This is a genomic window from Vibrio barjaei, from assembly GCF_001639065.2.
Taxonomy (GTDB): domain Bacteria; phylum Pseudomonadota; class Gammaproteobacteria; order Enterobacterales; family Vibrionaceae; genus Vibrio; species Vibrio barjaei.
The window spans coordinates 22108-43938 of record NZ_LQXO02000030.1 but is presented as its reverse complement, the minus strand read 5'-3'; the positions used below and the strand labels follow the sequence as shown (position 1 = coordinate 43938).

The window sequence follows — 21831 nt, the reverse complement described above, 5'->3', positions numbered from 1 at the left end:
GTAGGAAGCTATTTGTTCCAGAGCCAGATCTTACTTGGCGTGACTATGGTGGTTAGTGGAATGTCCCATGACTCGCTAGGCAGTGTGTCTACTTGTTGGCAATCATGCGCAAGGCCAATAGCTGTCGGGCCTAAATCAGAGTTTTCCCAAGGAGCTAACGTTCGATCATAGTATCCACCACCCATGCCTAAGCGTTGGCCTGAATCGTCAAAGGCGACCAAAGGAGTAAAGATAATATCCAACTCGGACACTGGACAAATGGCTTGCTGATTAAGCTTGGGCTCTAAAATCTTATATTGATTGAGGACTAAAGGCGTATCTTGAGCGTAGCGCAGGAAAAGTAGCTGACCTTTTGAGAAGGGGTGAATCACTGGTAAATAGGTTTCAATGCCCTGTTGCCAAAACCACTGAATGGTCGGCAACGTATCCAGTTCACCATCTGTGGCGAGGTACAAAGCGACTTTTCTGGTGGTACTAAGGACGCTCAATTCGCCAACTCTTGTCATTAAGTTATTGGCGTGGATAACTTGTTGCTCTTGGTTTATCGATTGGCGACGAGAACGTACGAGATTACGTATTTGTTGTCTGGTAGAAAGAGACATTAGGAATACCCCAGAGTGCCGTTGAGGATTGTGGCCCTTGAACCAGCTGGTTCAAGGCGGATCAGCAATGTTAACCGTAGGCTTCTCGGTACGAGCCGAGCTTGCTCAATAGCTATCAAATACTAACCCTTTGGTATTGCTTATCGGCTCAGGGACTTAAATCCACTGACGTACACCCCAGGGTAAAATTAGGTTTGCTGTCCTTGCTTTACTTTACTAATTGCATCTTCTAGAGATGCGGCGAGCTGTTCCATACGCTCGTTCATTTGTGCCACTTCTTGTTGTGACTCATCGCTACGATTATTGAGTTCATACGACATGTTCAACGCAGCAATGGTAAGCAGTTTAAGCTCGTTGGTTACTTTAGTCCTTTGGGACATCTCTTGCAATCGATTATCTAGGTCTTGGGCTGCTTTAATCAGAGTTTCTCTCTGATCTGGGGGGCAATTCACCCGTGTCAGTTTTCCCAAGATTTCGACTTCGACAGCTTGATTTTCCATAATGACAAGAACTCTTTTAAGTATCACCACATTAGGTAATGTTGAGGAAGAAACTATAGGTAAACGAGCATTAAGATTCAAGCTTTTCTGTAGTGTCGGTGCCAATTGCGTGGCTAACAACACACGAAATCGACAATTCGCACAAAAGCTACTCAGAAACGTGTGGGATGGCGTTTTCGCCGGAGGTGGGAAGTGATAGCATTGCAGGTCAGATTCAAAAATCTATGTTATGAATAGCGAGCTTATTCATAAACATGGTGCTAATTCATTGAAACGAGTATTGCTATGAGTGAAACAACACTACCTAATTACATTACGATTGCCACTGAGCTGCAACAAGCGGGATTGGCGGTATCGCCAGCGGAACTTCATGGCTTGCTCGTGGGGATGGTAAGTGGTGGATTGGGGCTGAACGATGACAGCTGGCAGCCACTTATTTTCGATTACACCAATGATGGTATGGGTTGGCCGCAATCCAATTTGGCGACGGCGAAATCTCTACTCGCTTTTTCAATCAAAGAACTGACGGCAGAACAGGGGTTTGAGCTTTCATTGTTTATTCCTGGAGAAGAGGTTGAAGCAAGTGTCTTTGAAATTGCCGATGGTTTAAGTGAATGGGTAAACCACTTTATTTCCGGACTTGGCTTAATTAATGCGCCGCTGAAAAAGGCATCTGCTGATACCAAAGAAGCGCTTGCTGATTTGGAAGAAATCGCAAGACTGGGCATTGATGAAGATGATGACCTAGAAGAACAAGCTCAGCTGTTAGAGCAGGTTATCGAGCACGTAAAAGCGTGTGCATTGACCATTCATGCTGAGTTTGGCGTAAAACCAAGTAAACCGTCAGAAACACCGACCATTCACTAATTAGGTCGTCCGTCTTATCAAGGAGAAAGACAGTGTCAAATAAGTATGATGTTGTAATTGCAGGAGGAGCAATGGCAGGGGCGACTCTGGCTATGGCTCTCGACTACTGCAGTAATCATGCGTTGAAGATTGCTGTTATCGAACCATTTCTTTCGGACAGTCAGTCGCACCCCGGCTTCGACGCCCGTTCTATTGCTCTTTCCCATGGGACCGTAGAGATTCTCAAGCAATATCAGTTGTGGTCGTTGATTCAAGACCATGCCACACCTATTAATCATATTCATGTCTCAGATCGCGGACATGCTGCCATGACTGACTTCCGTGCGGCGAAAGAAGGGTTAAAGGCAATGGGCTATGTGGTAGAACTTGCGGAAGTAGGACGCCGATTTAATCAAAAACTCACTAGCAGCCCGAATATTGATTTCCTTTGCCCTTGCTCGGTAGAGGATGTGGTTCAACACCAGCATCATGCTGCTGTCTCAGTCAAAGATGAATCTGGCAGCGTCAGTGTGCTTGAAACAAAACTTCTTGTGGCTGCTGATGGAGCGGACTCCAAGAGTTGTCAAGCTGTAGGTTTGGAGCAACTGAGTCATGATTTTGGACAGGTTGCGGTCATCGCTAACGTCAAAACCGGTGAAGATCCTAACGGTCGCGCCTTCGAGCGTTTCACTGAACATGGCCCGTTGGCCTTGTTGCCCATGTCTGATGAGCGAAGTTCATTAGTATGGTGTATGCCTCCGGAGCGTGCGCAGCAAATAGTGAAACTCACTGACACTGACTTTTTGTCCCTTCTTCAACAAGAATTCGGTTGGCGTTTAGGTCGTTTTACTAAGGTAGGGGCGGTTGCCAGCTACCCACTTTTGCTGCGTCATCGACCTCAAATCGTTAAACATCGAGTCGCTGCTGTCGGCAATGCTGCTCAGACGCTGCACCCTATTGCAGGGCAAGGCTTTAACCTTGGGATTCGCGATATTGCGACTTTGGTCGATTCGTTGCTTGAAAGCCTTCAAGATGTAGGTGAGTACGCTAATCTAATTAGATTCCAAAGTAATCGCCAGCAGGATAGAGAGCTGACGATCACCATGACGTCTGGGCTAGTACACATATTTTCAAATGACTTTTTTGCTCTTCGATTAGGCCGAAATGTAGGTTTAGGGCTAATGGATAATTTTCCACAGCTTAAGTCGCCGATTTTTAATCGAGCACTTGGAGTTGTGAATAGGTAGTACAGAGATATGCAAAGTTTTGACTTAGCCATCATAGGTGGCGGAATGGTGGGCCTTGCTCTCGCCCGCGCACTTAAAGACACCGATCTGCGAATCGCAGTCGTGGAAGGGAATACTCCAGACAAAGATATTTCAGGAGACCCAGATATTCGTGTCTCGGCGTTAAGCCGTGCCAGTGAGACCATCTTGAAAAACCTCGGCGCATGGGATGCGATTCAGAAACATCGCTGTGCTCCTTATTACGCTATGGAAGTATGGGAGCAGGACAGTTTTGCTCGTATTGAGTTCTCTGCCAGTCAGATGTCTCAACCAGACCTTGGCCATATCGTTGAAAATCGTGTCATTCAGTTAGCTTTGCTAGAGCAAGTTGAAGGACAAAATAACGTGACGCTCTTTATGCCACATCGTTGCCAGTCAATGGCTGTAGGTGAAAGTGAAGTGTGGATGACGTTAGATAATGGACAGTCATTTACTAGCAAATTGGTCGTAGGTGCAGATGGTGCCAACTCATGGGTGAGAAAGCAGCAAGATATCCCACTTACTCATTGGGATTATGGACACAGTGCCCTGGTTGCGAATATCTCGGTTGATGACTTTCATGATTGTGTCGCGAGACAAGTGTTTACCCCGCAAGGGCCGCTTGCATTTCTACCATTAGATGACCGCAGTCTATGTTCTATCGTTTGGTCAACCGAGCCGCAGCGAGCTGAGAAACTTGCTAAAATGTCGGAAGCCGAATTCAACAAAGCGCTGACCGCTGAGTTTGATAGCCGATTAGGTCTTTGCCATGTGAAGTCTGAGCGACGAGTTTTCCCTTTGAAGATGCGTTATGCACGTGACTTTGTTACTGAACGAGTTGCGCTTGTTGGTGATGCTGCACACACCATCCACCCACTCGCAGGACAAGGCGTTAACCTTGGCTTACTTGATGCTGCCAGCCTGTCACAAGAAATATTCAAGTTATGGCGCGCAGGAAAAGATATTGGCCGCAAGCGTAATCTACGTGAATATGAACGTTGGCGTAAAGCGGAGGCAGCTAAAATGATTGCTGCCATGCAAGGCTTTAAAGACCTGTTTGAAGGTGATAATCCTGCGAAGAAACTTATTCGCGGTATCGGTATGAGCTTGGTAGGCCAACTGCCTGGCGCGAAGCAAGAAATTATGAGCCGTGCTTTGGGGATGAGGGGTCACTTACCAGAACTAGCAAAGACAGAAGTCAGTCAAAGTTAACCATGGCGTTAAAGATAAAGACTAAAAAGGGGCAGCTTGGCTGCCCCTTTTAGATGGTTGTAGTTGTTGCCCATCTTGGTGGGCTTAGATTTAGCGTAGGGTTGTTATCGTTATTCTATTGTAATGTTCTTCATGCGTATGCGCAGCGGAGTTTCATAACCTCTTGGTTTATCTCTTTTACCGCTTGGAAATGACGCTTTTCAGCGCGTTCAGGGATAATCAACTTACCGTTATCAAACTCAAACCCGCCTAAACCATAAATATAGATTCTGCCTCTGAATAGTCGACTCACGTGTTTAGCAATCATACCTGGTGTATAGCGCTTAAACAGTCTCATTTAGCCTTCCTTATAATGTTACCTAGCGAACGAATTATAGTTAAAACCCTAATCTAAATGTGTGATAGCACGGGCTTTACGAGCGTGCTGTTACAACCAAGTGAGCGTTTTGTGGAGCATTTTGCAATTCCATCGCGATGTCACGATATCTCCGTGATATCTAGCACAAAAGCCTCGATTGGGGTCTTCCATTCTCGATTTTTGCTCTATTTGAATAGCTTAGTATGACAGTGGTATGAATCGAGCTTTTTATTCGCTCTGCAATCATCACCCTGTATGTTCCATTGGCTAATTATTAATAGGTACGTATATGTAGACCGACCAAATCAGAAAAAGTTGTCACGAGGACACACTCTTTTACAAAACCCAGACATTGAGGGGAGAAACCGTGTGAAAGGTAGCAATTGAACTCAAAAAAAAAGCCCGCATAGCGGGCCAAATGTCACAGATGCATTACACAAAAGTGGAGTTACTGCCTGAGCAGAGATTCACTCTAGTGTGACCACCAGTAGCCTTGAAGTGCTAGCTGGTGACAATATGTACAATAACCCAAAAAAACACAGATGACTATTTATGCTTAAAAAATGTATAAATTCTCACTATGTCTGAGTGTTAAATTAGATCCATTTCACGATTTTATGGTCTAAAGCGACATTTGTTTGCATCGATTGGTTACGGAAACCGCTAGCGAGTGATATTCGACCATTGGGGTGAACAGTGAGCGACGAGATCATTGAGTGCGATCTCAAGGCCCGCAATACGTTGCCCACTACTGATGGTGACTAAGGTGTTTTGCTTTAATTCATTATCAAAAATGATAGGCATGTGGGTTTTTAACAACAAGGGAGTGACAGTGCCAATAGCAAAGCCTGTAAGAGCTTCAACTTGTTCACTGGAAACACAAGTCATTCGACGAGTATTCAATAAAGCGCGCACTTTTTTCGGATCTACTTGCTTGTTGCCCTGACAGCAGGCAAGAGCAAGTTGGTTATCCATATCTCGCAGTAACAAGGTTTTGACCATCTTGTGAGTTTCGATACCACGCAATTTGGCAGCATCCTCAATGGATACTGCCTCACGCGATTGCATCAGGACTCTATAGGGAATATCACGTTCATCCAGATAGGCAGTTATGCGTGTTTCAATCATCCCTTACTCTTAGTCGAGTGGGTAAGGTGGCAGTTCCAGGCTCAAACGACTATCTGGTTGAGAAGCTAAACGGAACTGAGAATCTTCATCGAGATTGTTGGCAATAACCATAGCGGCAACGAATTCGCCATTGCTGTATTGGTAATGTGCCAGCACCTCTCCGGCCTTACGCCAGTTCTCTCCCACTGAACGCTCAATGTCAATAACGTCGCCATCACTAAGTGGAGAAGCTAGTAAACCTCTCACATTTGCCAGCATGCGTTTGTTGATGCCACGATATTTCGCTCTTGCGACGGTCTCTTGACCTGTGTAGCAGCCTTTACTAAAGCTGATTCCATCTAGTGCTTGTAAATTCAAGGCTTGAGGTATGTGTTGATTTTGTTGCTCTGCTTCTAAGATAGGTAGGCCTTGCTCAATATCGAACTTGGTCCATAGTGATTCCGCGACCCAAAGTAACTCAGAATCAGAGGAAAGCGATGATTGCAGGTCGCCATTAACGAACAACATCCAACGCTCATCATTAATTTGAATCGCGGTACTACCTTTGTTTTGGCGCACGGCACCAGAGGTTGGGAATTGTTGATCAATCCATTGTTGAGCGCTTGCCCCCATCACACCGATAAGTGGTTTGGTGCTAATAATGAGTTCTACCTTAGAAAAAACGGCATATTTCTTGAGTTCCGTCAGTTCTTTCTCTAGTGCCGATTGAGGTTGAATCATGGCGTAACCGTTCTCTATGTGACACAGCCTAAAAGCACTCCACACTTTACCTTTAGCATCACAATGCGCTCCAAAGGTTGATTGATTCTGCTCCAGCGAAACCACATCACAGGTTACCTGACCTTGAAGGTAAGACTTGCGATCGTCGCCGGTCATTTCGAGAGCGCCCCAACGATTCAGTTTGGTAAACAACAAATCGGGTAGTTCTGTGGTAGGTGTGATTTCAATTGCCTGAGTGTTTGGTTGCCAATCCATAGTTCTTGGTCTCGTCGGTAAACATATCACCCATGTTAATCGTCAGGATGGATTTTGTCAGCTGAATGTTGTTGCACGAAATCTTGTGATGAAAGTAGAGTTTGTGTGATGCAGACAGTGGTGGGCGATAAACTTGCTTGTTACACTCGGCCGATATTAGTTGTAGATGGAGAATGGAATGTACTCTAGTGAAGAAAAAGCTCGAATTAAGTGGGCATGTCGTCGGGGTATGTTAGAACTGGACGTAGTGATTATGCCGTTCTTTGAGGAGTGCTTTGACACTCTCAACGATCAAGAACAGAAAGACTTTGTCTCTCTGTTAGAGTGTGACGATCCAGATTTATTTACTTGGGTAATGGGCCATGGTCGCAGTGAAAACTTAGGACACGCCTCTATGGTTGATAAAATCGTTGCTCATAACCTCAGCAAGGTCCGCTAAGCTCTTTTCAAGTTATGCAGGTAAGGATGCGCTAGATAATGCCTACCTGCAGATTCATCCCTCATGTCTCGCTGCGATTATTAATAGTTCACTTACTATTCTATTATTGGCAACTTGCATCGCGTCGTCCGCTCCGCTTTTACTCACACTTTACGTCATCGCTATATTCGGTCGGACTTACTGGTTGCATCCTGCCTTAAATGGCCAATTAATCCTGAAGTCATCTTTGGTCACATTAAATAATACCGAGCTTAGCTTCCCCCGTTACTTTCTTGCTTTTCGCTACTGGCTCATAGGAATTTATGATCAAGACAATGGCTGGCGCTTAATTTGGCGGGATAGTTGTGATGAGTCGGCGTATCGTCGTTTGATTTTGGTAATAAAAAAGCAGTCACGTTAGCGACTGCTTCGATATCATGGTCACGAAATAGGTAGCCAGATTAGACCGTTGGAGCTTGGTCCTGAGGGGATAGTATCGTTGGTCCGCTATTTTCTAACACATCAGGGTAGTCGAGCGTATAGTGCAGTCCGCGACTTTCTTTGCGTTGCATTGCGCATCTCACCATCAACTCTGCAACTTGCAGTAAGTTACGAAGCTCAAGTAAGTTATTCGACACTTTGAAATTGCTGTAGTACTCATGCGTTTCTTGTTGCAACATTTGAATACGACGAAGAGCTCGCTCTAGTCGTTTGTCTGTGCGCACGATACCCATGTAATCCCACATAAATAGGCGTAGTTCGTGCCAGTTATGTTGAATAATGACTTCTTCATCAGAACAGCTAACTTGGCTTTCATCCCAAGCAGGGAGGCCATCAACCAGAGCTGCATCGTCGAATTTTTCCAGAATGTCATTGGCTGCAGCCCAAGCATAGACCACGCATTCAAGTAGAGAGTTTGATGCCATACGGTTCGCACCGTGAAGTCCGGTATAACTCACCTCACCAATGGCGTACAACTGTTCAAGGTCTGTTTTACCAGACTTATCCACCATAACACCACCGCAGGTATAGTGAGCGGCCGGAACGATTGGAATTGGCTCCTTCGTCATATCGATGCCAAGGTCTTGCAGGCGCATATGGATGGTTGGGAAGTGTTTAATAATAAACTCTTCAGGTTTATGGCTGATATCCAAGTACATGCAATCTGCACCGAGACGCTTCATTTCGAAGTCGATCGCGCGAGCCACAACATCACGAGGAGCAAGTTCTTCACGCTCATCGAAATCGGGCATAAAACGCGTTCCATCAGGGCGTTTTAAGTAAGCGCCTTCACCACGTAAGGCTTCCGTTAACAGGAAGTTTCGCGCGTCAGGGTGGAATAGACAAGTTGGGTGGAATTGGTTGAATTCTAAGTTAGCAACACGACAGCCTGAACGCCAAGCCATAGCGATACCGTCACCAGAGGAGACATCTGGGTTGGAGGTGTACTGATACACTTTCGATGCACCACCTGTGGCTAAGACAACAAACTTAGCGCGTACCGTTTCAACGTGCTCTTTATTGCGGTTCCAAATATAGGCACCAACCACTTTGTCTTTATCACCACCAACCTTGTCTTCAGTAATAAGGTCTAGTGCGTTGTAGCGTTCGAAGATTTCGATATTAGGATGGCTATTAACGTTATCTTGCAGGGTGGTCTGCATTGCCATGCCTGTGGCATCGGCGGCGTGTAGAATTCTACGATGGCTATGACCACCTTCACGAGTGAGGTGATAGCGAGGTTCCTCATCTTTGGCGGTTTCTACTTGGTCAAAAGGAACACCACCATCGATCAACCATTGCACGCACTCTTTCGCATTCTCTGCGATAAACTGAACGGTGTCTTGCTCACAAAGCCCGGCTCCAGCGATATTGGTATCGTTAACGTGAGACTCAATGCTGTCTGTCTCATCGAATACCGCAGCAATGCCACCCTGGGCGTAGTAGGTCGCCCCTTCACTTCTTGGGCCTTTACTTAATACGATAACTTTAGCGCGTTCGGCGACTCGTAAAGCCAACGATAAACCTGCGGCGCCACTTCCTATGACTAAAACATCACAAAGATGCTCTCGGTTTGTGTTCATAATTACTTTAAAATCCTGACCTATCGTAGAGTAAAATCACTCTACCTAGATAAAAGTGCACGATAGGAAGCTGAATAGACAGCTGGCGAAGGGCACTTGCATCAAGGATTACCTACCCGAGATAACACGTTGAAAAATCGATTGTGTTAAGGAGCTAAGTAATCCATTCTTGTAAATTGACAACATTGTAGTTGACGCCAAATCACATTGTGAATGATTAATGACAAAAAAACTGAGAAAGTTTTGAACTTTCCTATCTGCCTAGAGTCACAATAGTGCTCATGTTAGCGGTGGTGTCAAGACTACAATATGCATAATTAATACTCATATCTGTGAAGGTAAGGGTAATAACGAATAGGAGTGAACGCTCGCATGAACGAGCAGCCGACCGATCAGGTGTTGATTGAGCGCGTTCAAAGTGGAGATAAACAAGCATTTAACCTATTGGTTTTGCGCTATCAAAACAAGGTTTGCAATCTCATATCAAGATACGTGAGCAATTCGGGTGATGTAGCGGATATCGCCCAAGAAGCGTTTATAAAGGCGTATCGTGCGATCCCGACGTTTAGAGGTGAGAGTGCCTTTTATACTTGGTTGTATCGCATAGCAGTGAACACCGCAAAAAATCACATTGTGGCACAGAGCCGAAGGCCGCCAGCCAGCGATGTTGATGCAGAAGATGCCGAATTTTTTGAAGCCGGTAACGCTTTGAAAGAAATTTCGAACCCAGAGAACTTAACGTTGTCGAATGAATTGAAGCGAACTGTTTTCGCTGCAATTGAAGCGTTACCTGAAGATTTGAAGACTGCAATGACGCTTCGTGAGCTTGATGGTTTGAGCTACGAAGAAATTGCAGAAGTAATGGATTGCCCAGTAGGAACGGTACGTTCGCGTATCTTCCGTGCTCGTGAAGCGGTAGAGAAGAAGATTAAGCCTCTTCTTCAACGCTAAAACTAGTTACAACTATGGTGAATATAATGGCTGACAAACAGAAGCTTTCAGCATTCATGGATGGAGACCTGATCGATGACGCGCTTATTGAAGCGTTGGAGAAAGATCAGGAGAGCAAAGAAACTTGGCATAATTATCATCTTATTGGTGATGTCATGCGTGGCGATGAGCCACAAAGTTTAGATTGGAATATTGCTGAAAGTGTGGCGTCTGCGCTCGAAAATGAGCCAGCGCATACGAGTGATATCGTAATGCCGATCGAGTCACAACCTACGCCTTCACAAGCGAAGCGCTTGTTACCAGCCTGGATAACGCAGTTTGGTCAAGTAGCGGTAGCGGCGTGTGTGTCTTTAGCAGTTATTTTAGGAGTACAGCAGTACTCAGGCCAAGATCCAGCACAACCTGAAGCTGAGCAATTACCTGTTTTGCAGACTATTCCGTTTGCGGGCAGTGCTGAGCCAGTTAGCTTGACACGTGATTCGGTTGCGAAAAGCTCGAACGAAAGTGTCAACGTGCAAGAGCAGCGTCGTCGTATCAACGCATTACTGCAAGATTACGAGTTACAGCTAAGACTAAACAGCGAAGATAATGCTTCGCACTCTGCTGATACAGAATCGGTAATTGAATGAAAAAATTTCTGACCAGTTCATTATTGCTGTTCAGTTTATTTGGTACTCAAGCCTTTGCAGAAGAAGAGTCTTCTGCGGAGGCTTTGTTGCATCAAATGAACGAGGCCAGCCAGCAATTGAATTATGAACTGTCCTATATCCTTATCAAAAAGAACAGCATAGAGCCGTTACTTTACCGACACGCGAAGAGCGACACTCAACAATTAGCCCATCTTGTTTATCTTAGTGGTCCAGTAAGAGAAGTGATTCGACGTGGTAATGAAGTCAGTTATATCGAACCGGGAGTCGATCCGTTTACGATTGAATCTGGCAAGATGGTGGCCCCATTAATGCCTTTACTCAACAGCGATGTAAAGCAGCTGAGCGAATACTATGATTACGTTCGAGTAGGCCGTGCTCGTGAAGCGGGAGCGCCAACACAAGTATTTAGAGTCGTTCCAAAAGATGGACTGCGTTACTCATATGTATTGTGGGTGGATGAAAAGAGCAAGCTTCCATTACGTGCTGATCTATTGGATCGTGACGGTGAAATTTTAGAGCAGTATCGTGTAATTTCATATGCGGTGAATGATCATATTGCCACGATGTTGAGCTCGCTTGATGACGTGCAGCTTCCGGCGGTTCTATCACTACCGAAAGGTAATCTTGAGCAAACATTTTGGCATGTGGGTTGGGTTCCCAATGGTTTTCAACCTAAGGATCTTAATCGCTACCGTATGCTAGCAACTGAAGATGTGGTTGAGAGCCAAATGTTCACTGACGGTTTGTTTAGCTTTTCGGTCTATATCTCTGATCGTGATAGTAATTCTCTAAAAGGTCAGTTGATCCGCCAAGGTCGACGTACGGTTCATAGCATTGTTCTTAATGACAAACAAATTTCAGTCGTTGGCGACATCCCTCCCGCCACAGCGCAGCGTATTGCACAATCTGTTACACTTAACAAAGTAAATAAGGCAGATGAAGGCATTACCCCATGATGACCGCACTCGCGACGGTGACCTCGGTTGAACCCCAAGGTCACCAGCTCCAAGTTGAACTAAGCTGTGATCAGCAAACCAGTTGTAGCTCCTGTCAGTCAAAGAGTAGTTGTGGAACTGGTATTGTTAGTAAAGCAGTGGGTAAGAAACAGCTTCATTGGCAACTTGCTACGTCTAAACCTGTAAAGGCAGGTGATGTGGTTGAAATCGCGTTTCCAGAAAAGAGCTTACTGCAATCCGCAGCGTTGATTTACCTATTACCACTGCTGTTTTTGTTCATTGGAGCTATTGTGGGGCAAATGTGGTTAGCGCCATTATTGAGTGCTGGTGAGCTGGTGGTCATACTGACTTCAGCGTGTTTTGCTTTTATTGGCTTTAGGTTAGCCAAAAAGTGGGTTACCCCAATGGAGCAAGCATCTTTCCAGCAAGTGAAGTTGGTTAGAGTGCTTGGTGAGTCGATTCTCTAGCCCATTGTCTAAATAAGGTGCGAACCGCATCGAAATTGGGTAGAATCTGCCAACTTAATTGAAATGCGCGTTTTTTCCGCATTTTCTATTCCTTTTTGTTTAAGAGTTTAGCTACATCAAATCTATGAAGCACATTCGTAACTTTTCGATTATCGCCCACATCGACCATGGTAAATCAACCTTGTCGGACCGTTTGATCCAGGTTTGCGGCGGCTTAAGCGACCGTGAAATGGCGGCCCAGGTTCTTGATTCTATGGACCTAGAGCGTGAGCGCGGTATTACCATCAAAGCTCAGAGTGTTACTCTGGATTACACGGCGAAAGATGGGGAAACCTATCAGCTAAACTTTATCGATACTCCAGGGCACGTAGACTTCTCGTATGAAGTATCTCGTTCTCTAGCCGCTTGTGAAGGTGCGCTTCTTGTTGTTGATGCAGGTCAGGGTGTGGAAGCACAAACGCTGGCGAACTGCTACACAGCCATTGAAATGGAGCTAGAAGTTGTTCCTGTATTGAACAAAATCGACCTGCCAGCCGCGGAACCAGAGCGTGTCGCTGAAGAGATCGAAGAAATTGTTGGTATCGACGCAATGGAAGCAGTGCGTTGTTCAGCAAAAACAGGCCTTGGTGTTGACGATGTTCTAGAAGAAATCGTCAAAGCGATTCCTGCGCCAGAAGGCGATCCAGAAGCGCCACTTCAAGCACTGATTATTGACTCTTGGTTCGATAACTACCTTGGCGTAGTTTCTTTGGTTCGTATTAAAAACGGTAAACTGAAGAAAAACGACAAGATCAAAGTGATGAGTACTGGTCAAGTTTGGGGTGTAGACCGTTTAGGTATCTTCACACCAAAACAGATCGATACGACAGAGCTCAACACTGGTGAAGTAGGTTGGGTTGTTTGTGGTATTAAAGACATTCTAGGTGCACCAGTAGGTGATACGCTGACTACCGCGAAAAACGGTTGTGAACAAGCGTTGCCTGGTTTTCAAAAAGTGAAACCACAGGTTTATGCAGGCCTGTTCCCAGTCTCCTCTGACGATTATGAGAACTTCCGTGATGCACTTGGTAAGCTAAGTCTAAACGACGCATCTCTATTCTATGAGCCAGAGAGCTCAGCAGCACTTGGTTTTGGTTTCCGTTGTGGCTTCTTGGGTATGCTACACATGGAAATTATCCAAGAGCGTCTAGAGCGTGAATACGATTTGGATCTGATTACAACAGCTCCTACCGTAGTCTACGAAGTAGAGAAAACCGACGGTTCACTTCACTACGTGGATAGTCCAGCTAAGCTACCGGCTATTAATGATATTGAAGAGATTCGTGAGCCAATCGCGCGCTGTAATATCCTAGTGCCGTCTGATTACTTAGGTAACGTCATTACATTATGCGTTGAGAAACGTGGTATGCAAGTGGACATGGTTTATCACGGTAATCAAGTTGCGGTGACGTATGACATTCCTATGGCTGAGGTAGTTTTAGACTTTTTCGATCGTCTAAAATCAACGTCTCGTGGATACGCATCGTTAGACTACAACTTCCAACGTTTTGAAGCATCAAACATGGTTCGTGTTGATGTGTTGCTAAACGGTGACACGGTTGACGCATTGGCGATCATCACTCACAAAGACCAATCACAAACTCGTGGTCGTCAGCTTGTTGAGAAGATGAAAGAGTTTATCCCTCGCCAGATGTTTGATATTGCGATTCAAGCGGCAATTGGTAACCACATCATCGCGCGTTCTACCGTTAAGCAGCTACGTAAAAACGTAATTGCAAAATGTTACGGTGGTGACGTTAGTCGTAAGAAGAAGCTGTTGAAGAAACAGAAAGAAGGTAAGAAACGTATGAAGCAGATCGGTAACGTCGAGCTGCCACAAGAAGCGTTTCTTGCGATTCTGCATGTTGGCAAAGACTAATTCTTTGTTTTACGACGACATAATTTAAGTTTGAAGTGAAAGTGCCGTTGTGGTGCTTTCACTTTCGTTATTTTTATAGATACGAAAATTAAGGGAATGAAATGGCAAATACCTTCTCATTGATCCTCGTCATCGTGACGTTAGTGACAGGTGTCGTTTGGGTGCTGGATAAGCTCGTATTGAGAAAAAAACGTGAGCAAAAGCTCGCGGATATCCAAGCTCAAGCTACCCAAATCGATGAAGCAACCGCAAACAAAGCTGTTGCCCCATCATGGTTTGTTGAGAACAGTGTTTCTATTTTCCCTGTTATCGCCTTTGTTTTGGTATTGCGTTCATTCATTTATGAACCGTTCCAAATTCCATCTGGTTCGATGATGCCGACGCTCTTGGTTGGCGACTTCATCTTGGTTGAGAAGTATGCTTATGGTCTAAAAGATCCAGTATGGCGCACTCAGCTAGTGGAAACCGGTAAACCAGAGCGTGGCGATATTGTGGTATTTAAATACCCACCTCAGCCAAGCATCGACTACATCAAGCGTGTTGTTGGCTTACCAGGTGATACGGTTCGATATAGCGCGCGTAAGGATATTTGCATCCAAACCAAAGGTACATCGACGTGTAAACCGGTGAAGCTATCCAATGTGGAAGATAGCCCATTTGTACAAAATGGTATCCCTCTTATTCAGATGGATGAAAAGCTGGGTAAAGTGGAACACCAAATCTTGGTTAACCCTTTGCGTCGTGACCGTGTTGACCAGTATCAACCACGTAACGGAGTGAATGAATGGGTGGTTCCAGAAGGTCATTACTTTGTAATGGGTGATAACCGCGATAACAGTGCTGACAGCCGCTACTGGGGATTTGTACCAGAAGGTAACTTAGTGGGCAAAGCTGTTGGTATTTGGATTAGTTTTGAATTTGAACGTGGCGCAGATAGCATTCTGCCTACATGGATCCCAACCGGTGTAAGATTTAATCGCATCGGTGGAATAGACTGAACGAGAGAGCATGAATTCTTCTATTGAACGATTAGAAAAAAAGCTCGGCTATCATTTCAATGATAGCGAGCTGCTCATGTTGGCGCTGACTCACCGCAGCGCCAATGGTAACCATAATGAACGACTAGAATTTCTGGGCGATTCAATTTTAAGTTTTGTCATCGCTGACGATCTTTATCACCGCTTTCCTAAAGTGAATGAAGGGGATATGAGTCGAATGCGTGCCACCTTAGTGAGAGGGAATACTCTGGCTGAGCTAGGGCGCGAGTTTGTCTTGGGAGATTACTTAAAATTAGGTCCAGGCGAATTGAAGAGCGGTGGTTTCCGTCGTGACTCAATTTTAGCGGATGCCGTTGAAGCGATCATTGGCGCGATTTATCTCGACAGCGATGTAGAGATGGTTCGTAAAATTGTATTGAGCTGGTATATGACTCGCTTAGAAGCAATTAAGCCAGGGGTTTCTCAAAAAGATCCAAAAACTCGCTTACAAGAGTTCTTACAAGGTCGAAGAAAACCACTACCAGTCTATACAGTGACTAATATTAAAGGGGAAGCGCATAACCAAGAGTTTACCGTTTCCTGTGAAGTGGCAGGTGTGGATGAACCTGTTATCGGTCGAGGCACCAGTCGCCGCAAGGCAGAACAAGCGGCTGCGGAACTGGCTTTAGAGAAAGTGACCAATGTCTGATAAACCTGAGTCTGAACAAGAGTTCGATATTGATGCATACTTTGCATCATCTGGCGAAGCGACAACCAGCGCAGAAAACCAACACTGTGGTTTTGTTGCGATTGTTGGTCGTCCCAATGTAGGTAAATCAACGCTGCTAAATCATATTTTAGGGCAAAAGATTTCCATCACATCACGTAAACCGCAAACCACTCGTCACCGTATTATGGGTGTCGATACCGATGGGGATTACCAAGCGATTTATGTGGATACGCCAGGGCTACATATTGAAGAGAAGCGAGCGATCAACCGTTTGATGAATCGTGCGGCTAATAGCTCATTGAGTGATGTGAACCTGGTGTTATTCCTGGTTGATGGCACTCACTGGACTGACGATGACGAAATGGTACTGAATAAGCTGCGTAAGTCAGACTTCCCAGTCATCCTATGTATGAACAAAGTCGATAACGTGAAAGATCGTAACGACGTAATGCTGCATATGCATGAGCTGTCGAAGAAGATGGACTTCGTGGATGTCGTGCCTATTTCTGCCAAACATGGTAAGAACACAGATGTGCTTCGTAAGCATGTACGTGAACATCTACCTGAAGCGGTACACCATTTCCCTGAAGAGTATGTCACGGACCGTTCTCAGCGTTTTATGGCGTCAGAAATCCTGCGCGAAAAACTCATGCGTTTTACGGGTGATGAACTGCCTTATTCAGTGACGGTTGAGATTGAGCGTTTTGATTACAACCCAGACACTGATGGCTTCCATATCAATGCTTTGATTCTTGTTGAGCGTAACGGCCAGAAGAAAATGGTTATTGGTAAAGGCGGCGAAAAGATCAAGACGATTGGCCGTGAAGCTCGTCTAGACATGGAAGAGCTGTTCGATCGTAAGGTTTACCTTGAGACTTGGGTAAAAGTGAAATCGGGCTGGGCTGATGATGAACGTGCTCTGCGTTCATTGGGCTATATCGACGATATCGAAAACAAATAATACTATTAGGTAGCGAGGACGCTGAGCGTCCTGCTCCGAGACCTTAGACAAGATAAAGTTATGGATGGATTACAACGCTGTTTTGTTTTGCATCGAAGACCCTACAGTGAGTCGAGTCTTATTCTTGACGTATTCAGTGAAGAGTATGGTCGAGTTACGCTTTTGTCTAAAGGTGCTAGAAGTAAGCGCTCCAACCTTAAAGGGGCGCTGCAACCTTTTACCCCTCTCCTGTTAAAATGGTCCGGCGGCGGTTCCATGAAGACCCTTCGTCAAGCTGAAGCCATCAGCCTTGGGTTACCTTTATCTGGTATCAACCTTTACTCAGCTATGTATGTGAACGAACTCATTGCCCGTGTTCTCGCCAGTGAAATCCCGTTTCCCGCTTTATTTCATGACTATCTTCAAGCTTTAACAGAACTGGCTCACAATACCAATCCTGAGCCCGCTTTACGGCGATTTGAACTCGCTCTCCTTTCTGCAATGGGATACGGTGTAGACTTCCTTCACTGTGCCGGAACAGGTGAACCTATTGATCCAACGATGACTTATCGTTATCGAGAGCAAAAGGGGTTCATTGCCAGTGTGCGTAAAGACAATCTCACCTTTCTCGGTGAGGAATTGATTGCCATCAGTGAGCGACGTTTTAACAGTAAAACACAGTTACAGGCGGCAAAACGCTTTACACGCATAGCATTAAAGCCGTATCTTGGCGGGAAACCATTAAAAAGCAGGGAGTTGTTTCTTCCGAGACTGAAACAGCTCTGACCATGGAGTAAACATCGATGAGTTCTATCCTTTTAGGTATCAATATTGACCATATCGCTACGCTACGTAATGCGCGCGGTACTAAGTATCCAGATCCAGTTCATGCGGCAGAGATTGCCGAGCGTGCCGGTGCTGACGGTATTACCATTCACCTTCGTGAAGACCGTCGCCACATCCTAGACCGTGATGTACGCATTTTGCGTGAGACACTACAAACGCGCATGAACCTAGAGATGGCCGTCACTGACGAGATGATCGATATTGCCCTCAAAACCAAACCTGAGTTTGTCTGCTTAGTACCTGAGAAACGTGAAGAGCTGACTACCGAAGGTGGGTTAGATGTAAAAGGTCAGCTTGAAAAAATCAAAGCGGCAACGGAGAAGTTGTCTGCAGCAGGCATTAAAGTGTCGCTATTTATTGATGCCGACCGTGAGCAGATTGATGCAGCTAAAGCAGCAGGTGCACCATTCGTTGAATTGCATACTGGTCATTATGCGGATGCAGAAACTGAAGAAGATCAGCAAGACGAGCTGAAAAAAATCGCGGCAGGCGCAAGCTACGCTGCGGATATCGGCATCACAGTGAATGCTGGTCACGGTTTGACTTACCACAACGTCGCACCTATTGCGGCATTGCCTGAGATTTATGAATTAAACATTGGCCACTCTATCATTGGCCGCGCGGTATTCGATGGCCTACATAAAGCCGTTGCAGATATGAAAGCGGTCATGGAATCGGCTCGTCGAGGTTAATGAATCGTGGCAATTCAAGGTCTAGGTACCGATATTGCAGAAATCGAACGTGTTGAGAAAGCCTTAGCGCGTTCAGGCGAGGCGTTTGCGCAGCGTATTTTGACCGATAATGAGTTGGCTCAGTTTCAGCAGTTGAAACAGCAAGGTCGCTTTCTTGCTAAGCGCTTTGCTGTAAAAGAGGCGGCATCAAAGGCGTTGGGGACTGGTATTGCTCATGGTGTGACTTTCCAAGATTTTGAAGTCTCTAATGACGACAACGGTAAGCCGATACTCACTCTGACAAAAAAAGCCGCAGAAATTGCGGCTTCAATGGGTGTAACATCCAATCATTTGTCTATCTCTGACGAGCGTCACTACGCTGTCGCTACCGTCATCTTCGAAAGCTAAACGATAGAACCTAACCTAGTCGTTAGGTTCTCTATTTCCTTTCAAGTAAAGCTCAGACGTCTTTAGCACTTTTTCCATTTCATCTTGCAGTTCAAAGAGCTCTGGTTCAATATCTTCTATGCTGTCGCCAGCACGCAAGGCTTTCTCTATGGTAGCGCAGATAGACTTAAGTCTAGGCACGCCGCAATAAGAGCAACTGCCATGCAATTTGTGGATTAGATGGATAACCTGTTCCTTATCATCGAAATCAGTGTCCAACACTTGCTCTGAAAGTGCATACACTTCAGGGATAAAGTCCACTAACATTTGCAGCATATCGACGGCTAAGTCTTCTTTGTTAGCGGCTTGTTTGAGTGCCGATCCCCAATCGATCACCAAATTAGTTTCCGTTTCCGCTTTAGGCTGGATGCTTGGCTCATCAGATGTTATGTCCACTTCATTTGGAGCAACGAAATCTAAGCTGGCATCAGTGTCATGATTGCGAACTGGTACCCATTTGTTGAGTACTTGCAACAACATTTTTTCATCGATAGGTTTGGTGAGGTAATCGTCCATTCCTTCGGATAAAAGTCGGTCTCGTTCACCCGTCATTGCGTGGGCAGTGACGGCGACGACAGGCGTCTGGCTGTTCTGCTGGGTCTCTTTAATTAATTTGCAGGCAGTAACCCCATCCATATGAGGCATTTGAATGTCCATAAATACCATATCAAAGTGCTGCTCTTGGGCTTTCTCAACCGATACTTGGCCGTTGGTGCAAGAGATCACGCTCTCAACACGCTCCGACAATAATGCTGTAATGAGCTTGAGGTTGGCAGGGTTATCATCCACTGCCATTACGGTAAGTGCGCGCTTCTCGGTAGACTCAACTTCCATAACAGGTGCGAGTATTGCTGGCTGTTTTTCCACTAACGATTGCAGCAACTTCTTACGTGATAATGGTTTGGTTAAGCACTGTACTTGATGGGTTTGCATCAGGTAGTCAGATAGGGCGAGCTGGGTGCTGGCAGTACCGATGATGATGTTTGATGTAGCTTCCTGACAACGGGTGATCCAACTTTCAATCACCGTCAATGGCACTTCTTCATTGGTAGGCAAACACAAAATGATGTAGTCGAACGCTTCCACTTTATCTGGCAACGTTGAGCGATAGGTCACCATAACCCCTTCATTAGTAAGGGTCTGTTGTAATACCGATGCCGCTTGCATATTTGGTTCAATCAGGAGTAGTCGCTTGTTATGGATGACCGCAGGATCGATAAGGTCGATCATTGGAATATCTGTAGAGTTCAGTTTAACCGTAAACCAGAATGTTGAACCTTGGTGCAGGCGACTGGTTAAGCTAATTTCCCCGCCCATTTGTCCAACTAGCTTTTGGGTAATAACCAAACCAAGTCCAGTACCGCCATAACGTCGAGAGATACTGGCGTCCGCTTGACTGAAGGCTTGGAATAACTGCGCTTGTTGTCGCTCTGAGATACCAATACCGGTATCGCGAACCATAAACTGCAGTTCAACACGGTCTTCTTTCTGAGATTTGAGTTCAACGCTGATATCAATGTTGCCACGCTCAGTAAACTTGATGGAGTTACCCACAAGGTTGGTCAAAATCTGTTGAATACGAAGTGGGTCACCAACAAGGCCGCTTGGAATTTTTGAGTCAACTTTTAAGGTTAGTTCCAAGCCTTTTTCATGGGCACTGGTTGCTTGAAGGGCGACAACTTCCTCAAGACTGTCTTGGAATTCAAACGGAATATTCTCAAGTGCCAGTTTACCGGCTTCGAGTTTGGAGAAGTCTAAAATGTCATTGATGATGTTAAGCAGGTTATTTGCGGATTTCTCAATGGTTTGCAGATAGTCTGTTTGACTGTTGGTCAGCTGAGTTTTCAGCATCTGACGAGTAAAACCAATTACACCATTAAGTGGGGTTCTTAGCTCATGAGACATGTTAGCAAGGAATTCTGACTTCACTCGTGCCGCTTCTTGCGCACGCTTTTTGGCGATATCCAATTCAACGTTTTGAATTTCAAGCTGTTCTAATGTCTCACGTAGATCGGACGTTGCTTGGTCGATACTGTGCTGCATTTCCACATGATATTCGGACAGCGAGACTGCCATGGCATTGATACCATTTTTCAACGAGTCCAGTTCGCCGTGCATTTTACCTTCGATACGAACATCCAAGTGACCACGACGAATACGGTCTACCATGTTTTTCATGTGAGAAATTGGACGCGTCACATCGTACATCAAACGGTAGGCAAAGATTCCCGATAGGATAAGACCAAGAACAAGGACCAGAATCGCAGAGAAGACTTCCTGATATTGTTGTAAACGCAGTGAAGAAAGGTCGAGCTCTACAGCGATGTAACCGAGCGTCTTATTGGTTGAGGTCAATTCTCGCGTATCTGATACCAGCTGACTTTCAGCTAGAATAGGGGCTCTCAAAATTAACGTATTGTCGTGAATTTCGTAGGAGCTTAAAAAAGGAATCGGCTGATCTTTCGGGTAGGTTAACGTATCAAAGTTGGGATGAAAGTTTGAGGTTACAAACAGCTCATGAGAAGCATCGAATACCGCAATACTGCGAACGAATTTAGAATTCTTACGGTGGGCGTAACTAATCAGGCGTCTAACCGATTCACGACTTTGGTTGATAAGACCTTGTTCACTGGCAATCGCCAGCGGTTCAATAATGCTAGAGCCGGCGTTAAGTACTTGTGATTCTAGGTCGTGGTAGCGATTGTAAGAGAAGAAGGCACTCAAAAGGAGACCGATAATTAAGGTCGGTGCCAAAGTCAATGTGATTACGCGAGCGCGCAGGCCGTATCTTGTCATTTTAATTCGAAGTCATTATTTGCCAACAGAGTTACATCTGCTGGGTGGATATGGGACAATAGCCAGTATTGCATCCTCAAGATGACGTAAGCTT

Annotated in this window: 22 protein-coding genes and 1 other RNA gene; 15 read left to right on the top strand and 8 right to left on the bottom strand. The window is 45.4% G+C overall.

From position 1 onward, the window contains the following. Positions 1-8 precede the first annotated feature (8 nt). The 3 genes from AWH66_RS14580 to AWH66_RS14570 form a co-directional block, all read right to left on the bottom strand. Entirely contained in the window at positions 9-602 is a 594-nt protein-coding gene (locus tag AWH66_RS14580; RefSeq protein WP_063605868.1) for a 5-formyltetrahydrofolate cyclo-ligase, read from the bottom strand. 3 nt (positions 603-605) lie between these two features. Beyond that, positions 606-789, bottom strand: a non-coding RNA gene (gene ssrS / locus AWH66_RS14575) — 6S RNA. A 1-nt stretch (position 790) separates the two neighbouring features. After that, complete coding sequence (locus tag AWH66_RS14570) at positions 791-1102, bottom strand: cell division protein ZapA (RefSeq protein ID WP_031494009.1); 312 nt, start codon at positions 1100-1102, stop codon at positions 791-793. Positions 1103-1387: 285 nt separating this feature from the next. Between AWH66_RS14570 and AWH66_RS14565 the strand changes: the two genes are divergently transcribed. The 3 genes from AWH66_RS14565 to AWH66_RS14555 are packed head-to-tail and all read left to right on the top strand — an operon-like array spanning position 1388 to position 4425. Further along, positions 1388-1969: a YecA/YgfB family protein gene (locus AWH66_RS14565; protein WP_063605869.1), complete on the top strand. Its 582-nt coding sequence runs from the start codon at positions 1388-1390 to the stop codon at positions 1967-1969. Between the two features lie 32 nt (positions 1970-2001). Next, positions 2002-3195 (top strand): 2-octaprenyl-6-methoxyphenyl hydroxylase, encoded by a 1194-nt coding sequence (gene ubiH, locus AWH66_RS14560; RefSeq protein WP_083400043.1) that lies wholly within the window; start codon positions 2002-2004, stop codon positions 3193-3195. Positions 3196-3204: 9 nt separating this feature from the next. Continuing rightward, positions 3205-4425 carry an FAD-dependent 2-octaprenylphenol hydroxylase gene (locus AWH66_RS14555; protein WP_031494012.1) on the top strand — a complete coding sequence of 407 codons (1221 nt, stop codon included), beginning with the start codon at positions 3205-3207 and terminating at the stop codon, positions 4423-4425. 130 nt (positions 4426-4555) lie between these two features. On the opposite strand, the gene AWH66_RS14550 is transcribed toward AWH66_RS14555, so the two are convergent. The 3 genes from AWH66_RS14550 to ygfZ form a co-directional block, all read right to left on the bottom strand. Beyond that, entirely contained in the window at positions 4556-4762 is a 207-nt protein-coding gene (locus AWH66_RS14550) for a DUF1107 domain-containing protein (protein WP_006075511.1), read from the bottom strand. Positions 4763-5446: 684 nt separating this feature from the next. Beyond that, on the bottom strand, positions 5447-5911 hold the full coding sequence (locus AWH66_RS14545; protein ID WP_063605870.1) for an aminoacyl-tRNA deacylase: 465 nt from the start codon (positions 5909-5911) through the stop codon (positions 5447-5449). A 9-nt stretch (positions 5912-5920) separates the two neighbouring features. Beyond that, on the bottom strand, positions 5921-6886 hold the full coding sequence (gene ygfZ, locus AWH66_RS14540; RefSeq protein WP_063605871.1) for a tRNA-modifying protein YgfZ: 966 nt from the start codon (positions 6884-6886) through the stop codon (positions 5921-5923). 178 nt (positions 6887-7064) lie between these two features. Between ygfZ and AWH66_RS14535 the strand changes: the two genes are divergently transcribed. After that, entirely contained in the window at positions 7065-7325 is a 261-nt protein-coding gene (locus AWH66_RS14535) for an FAD assembly factor SdhE (RefSeq protein WP_006075514.1), read from the top strand. A 440-nt stretch (positions 7326-7765) separates the two neighbouring features. On the opposite strand, the gene nadB is transcribed toward AWH66_RS14535, so the two are convergent. Beyond that, the gene (gene nadB, locus AWH66_RS14530; protein ID WP_063605872.1) at positions 7766-9388 is read right to left on the bottom strand and encodes an L-aspartate oxidase; all 1623 of its coding nucleotides are present in this window, start codon (positions 9386-9388) and stop codon (positions 7766-7768) included. A gap of 372 nt (positions 9389-9760) precedes the next feature. Here nadB and rpoE point away from each other — a divergent pair, with 372 nt between their 5' ends. The 11 genes from rpoE to acpS all read left to right on the top strand — a co-directional run bounded on the left by rpoE (position 9761) and on the right by acpS (position 18902). Then, on the top strand, positions 9761-10339 hold the full coding sequence (rpoE, locus tag AWH66_RS14525) for an RNA polymerase sigma factor RpoE (protein ID WP_038228970.1): 579 nt from the start codon (positions 9761-9763) through the stop codon (positions 10337-10339). A 26-nt stretch (positions 10340-10365) separates the two neighbouring features. Continuing rightward, positions 10366-10968, top strand: a complete 603-nt coding sequence (locus AWH66_RS14520; protein WP_038228972.1) for an RseA family anti-sigma factor — start codon at positions 10366-10368, stop codon at positions 10966-10968. Then, positions 10965-11945 (top strand): sigma-E factor regulatory protein RseB, encoded by a 981-nt coding sequence (gene rseB / locus AWH66_RS14515; protein ID WP_063605873.1) that lies wholly within the window; start codon positions 10965-10967, stop codon positions 11943-11945. The genes AWH66_RS14520 and rseB overlap by 4 nt, the downstream gene beginning before the upstream one ends. Then, a complete protein-coding gene (locus AWH66_RS14510) occupies positions 11942-12412 on the top strand; it encodes a SoxR reducing system RseC family protein (RefSeq protein ID WP_063605874.1) in 471 nt (156 codons plus the stop codon). Before rseB ends, AWH66_RS14510 begins: the two co-directional genes overlap by 4 nt. A gap of 124 nt (positions 12413-12536) precedes the next feature. Further along, on the top strand, positions 12537-14330 hold the full coding sequence (gene lepA / locus AWH66_RS14505; RefSeq protein ID WP_038228976.1) for a translation elongation factor 4: 1794 nt from the start codon (positions 12537-12539) through the stop codon (positions 14328-14330). A gap of 101 nt (positions 14331-14431) precedes the next feature. Next, entirely contained in the window at positions 14432-15328 is an 897-nt protein-coding gene (gene lepB / locus AWH66_RS14500; RefSeq protein ID WP_031493910.1) for a signal peptidase I, read from the top strand. A gap of 10 nt (positions 15329-15338) precedes the next feature. Beyond that, positions 15339-16016: a ribonuclease III gene (gene rnc, locus AWH66_RS14495; RefSeq protein ID WP_006075278.1), complete on the top strand. Its 678-nt coding sequence runs from the start codon at positions 15339-15341 to the stop codon at positions 16014-16016. After that, positions 16009-16998, top strand: a complete 990-nt coding sequence (gene era, locus AWH66_RS14490; RefSeq protein WP_006075279.1) for a GTPase Era — start codon at positions 16009-16011, stop codon at positions 16996-16998. Before rnc ends, era begins: the two co-directional genes overlap by 8 nt. Positions 16999-17058: 60 nt before the next feature. Further along, positions 17059-17763, top strand: a complete 705-nt coding sequence (recO, locus tag AWH66_RS14485) for a DNA repair protein RecO (protein ID WP_063605875.1) — start codon at positions 17059-17061, stop codon at positions 17761-17763. Between the two features lie 17 nt (positions 17764-17780). After that, positions 17781-18515: a pyridoxine 5'-phosphate synthase gene (gene pdxJ / locus AWH66_RS14480; protein WP_063605876.1), complete on the top strand. Its 735-nt coding sequence runs from the start codon at positions 17781-17783 to the stop codon at positions 18513-18515. A gap of 6 nt (positions 18516-18521) precedes the next feature. Continuing rightward, positions 18522-18902, top strand: coding sequence for a holo-ACP synthase (gene acpS / locus AWH66_RS14475; protein ID WP_063605877.1), 381 nt, complete (start codon positions 18522-18524; stop codon positions 18900-18902). 15 nt (positions 18903-18917) lie between these two features. Here the strand turns inward: acpS and barA are convergent, their stop codons facing one another. Next, complete coding sequence (barA, locus tag AWH66_RS14470; protein WP_063605878.1) at positions 18918-21737, bottom strand: two-component sensor histidine kinase BarA; 2820 nt, start codon at positions 21735-21737, stop codon at positions 18918-18920. Positions 21738-21831 lie beyond the last annotated feature (94 nt).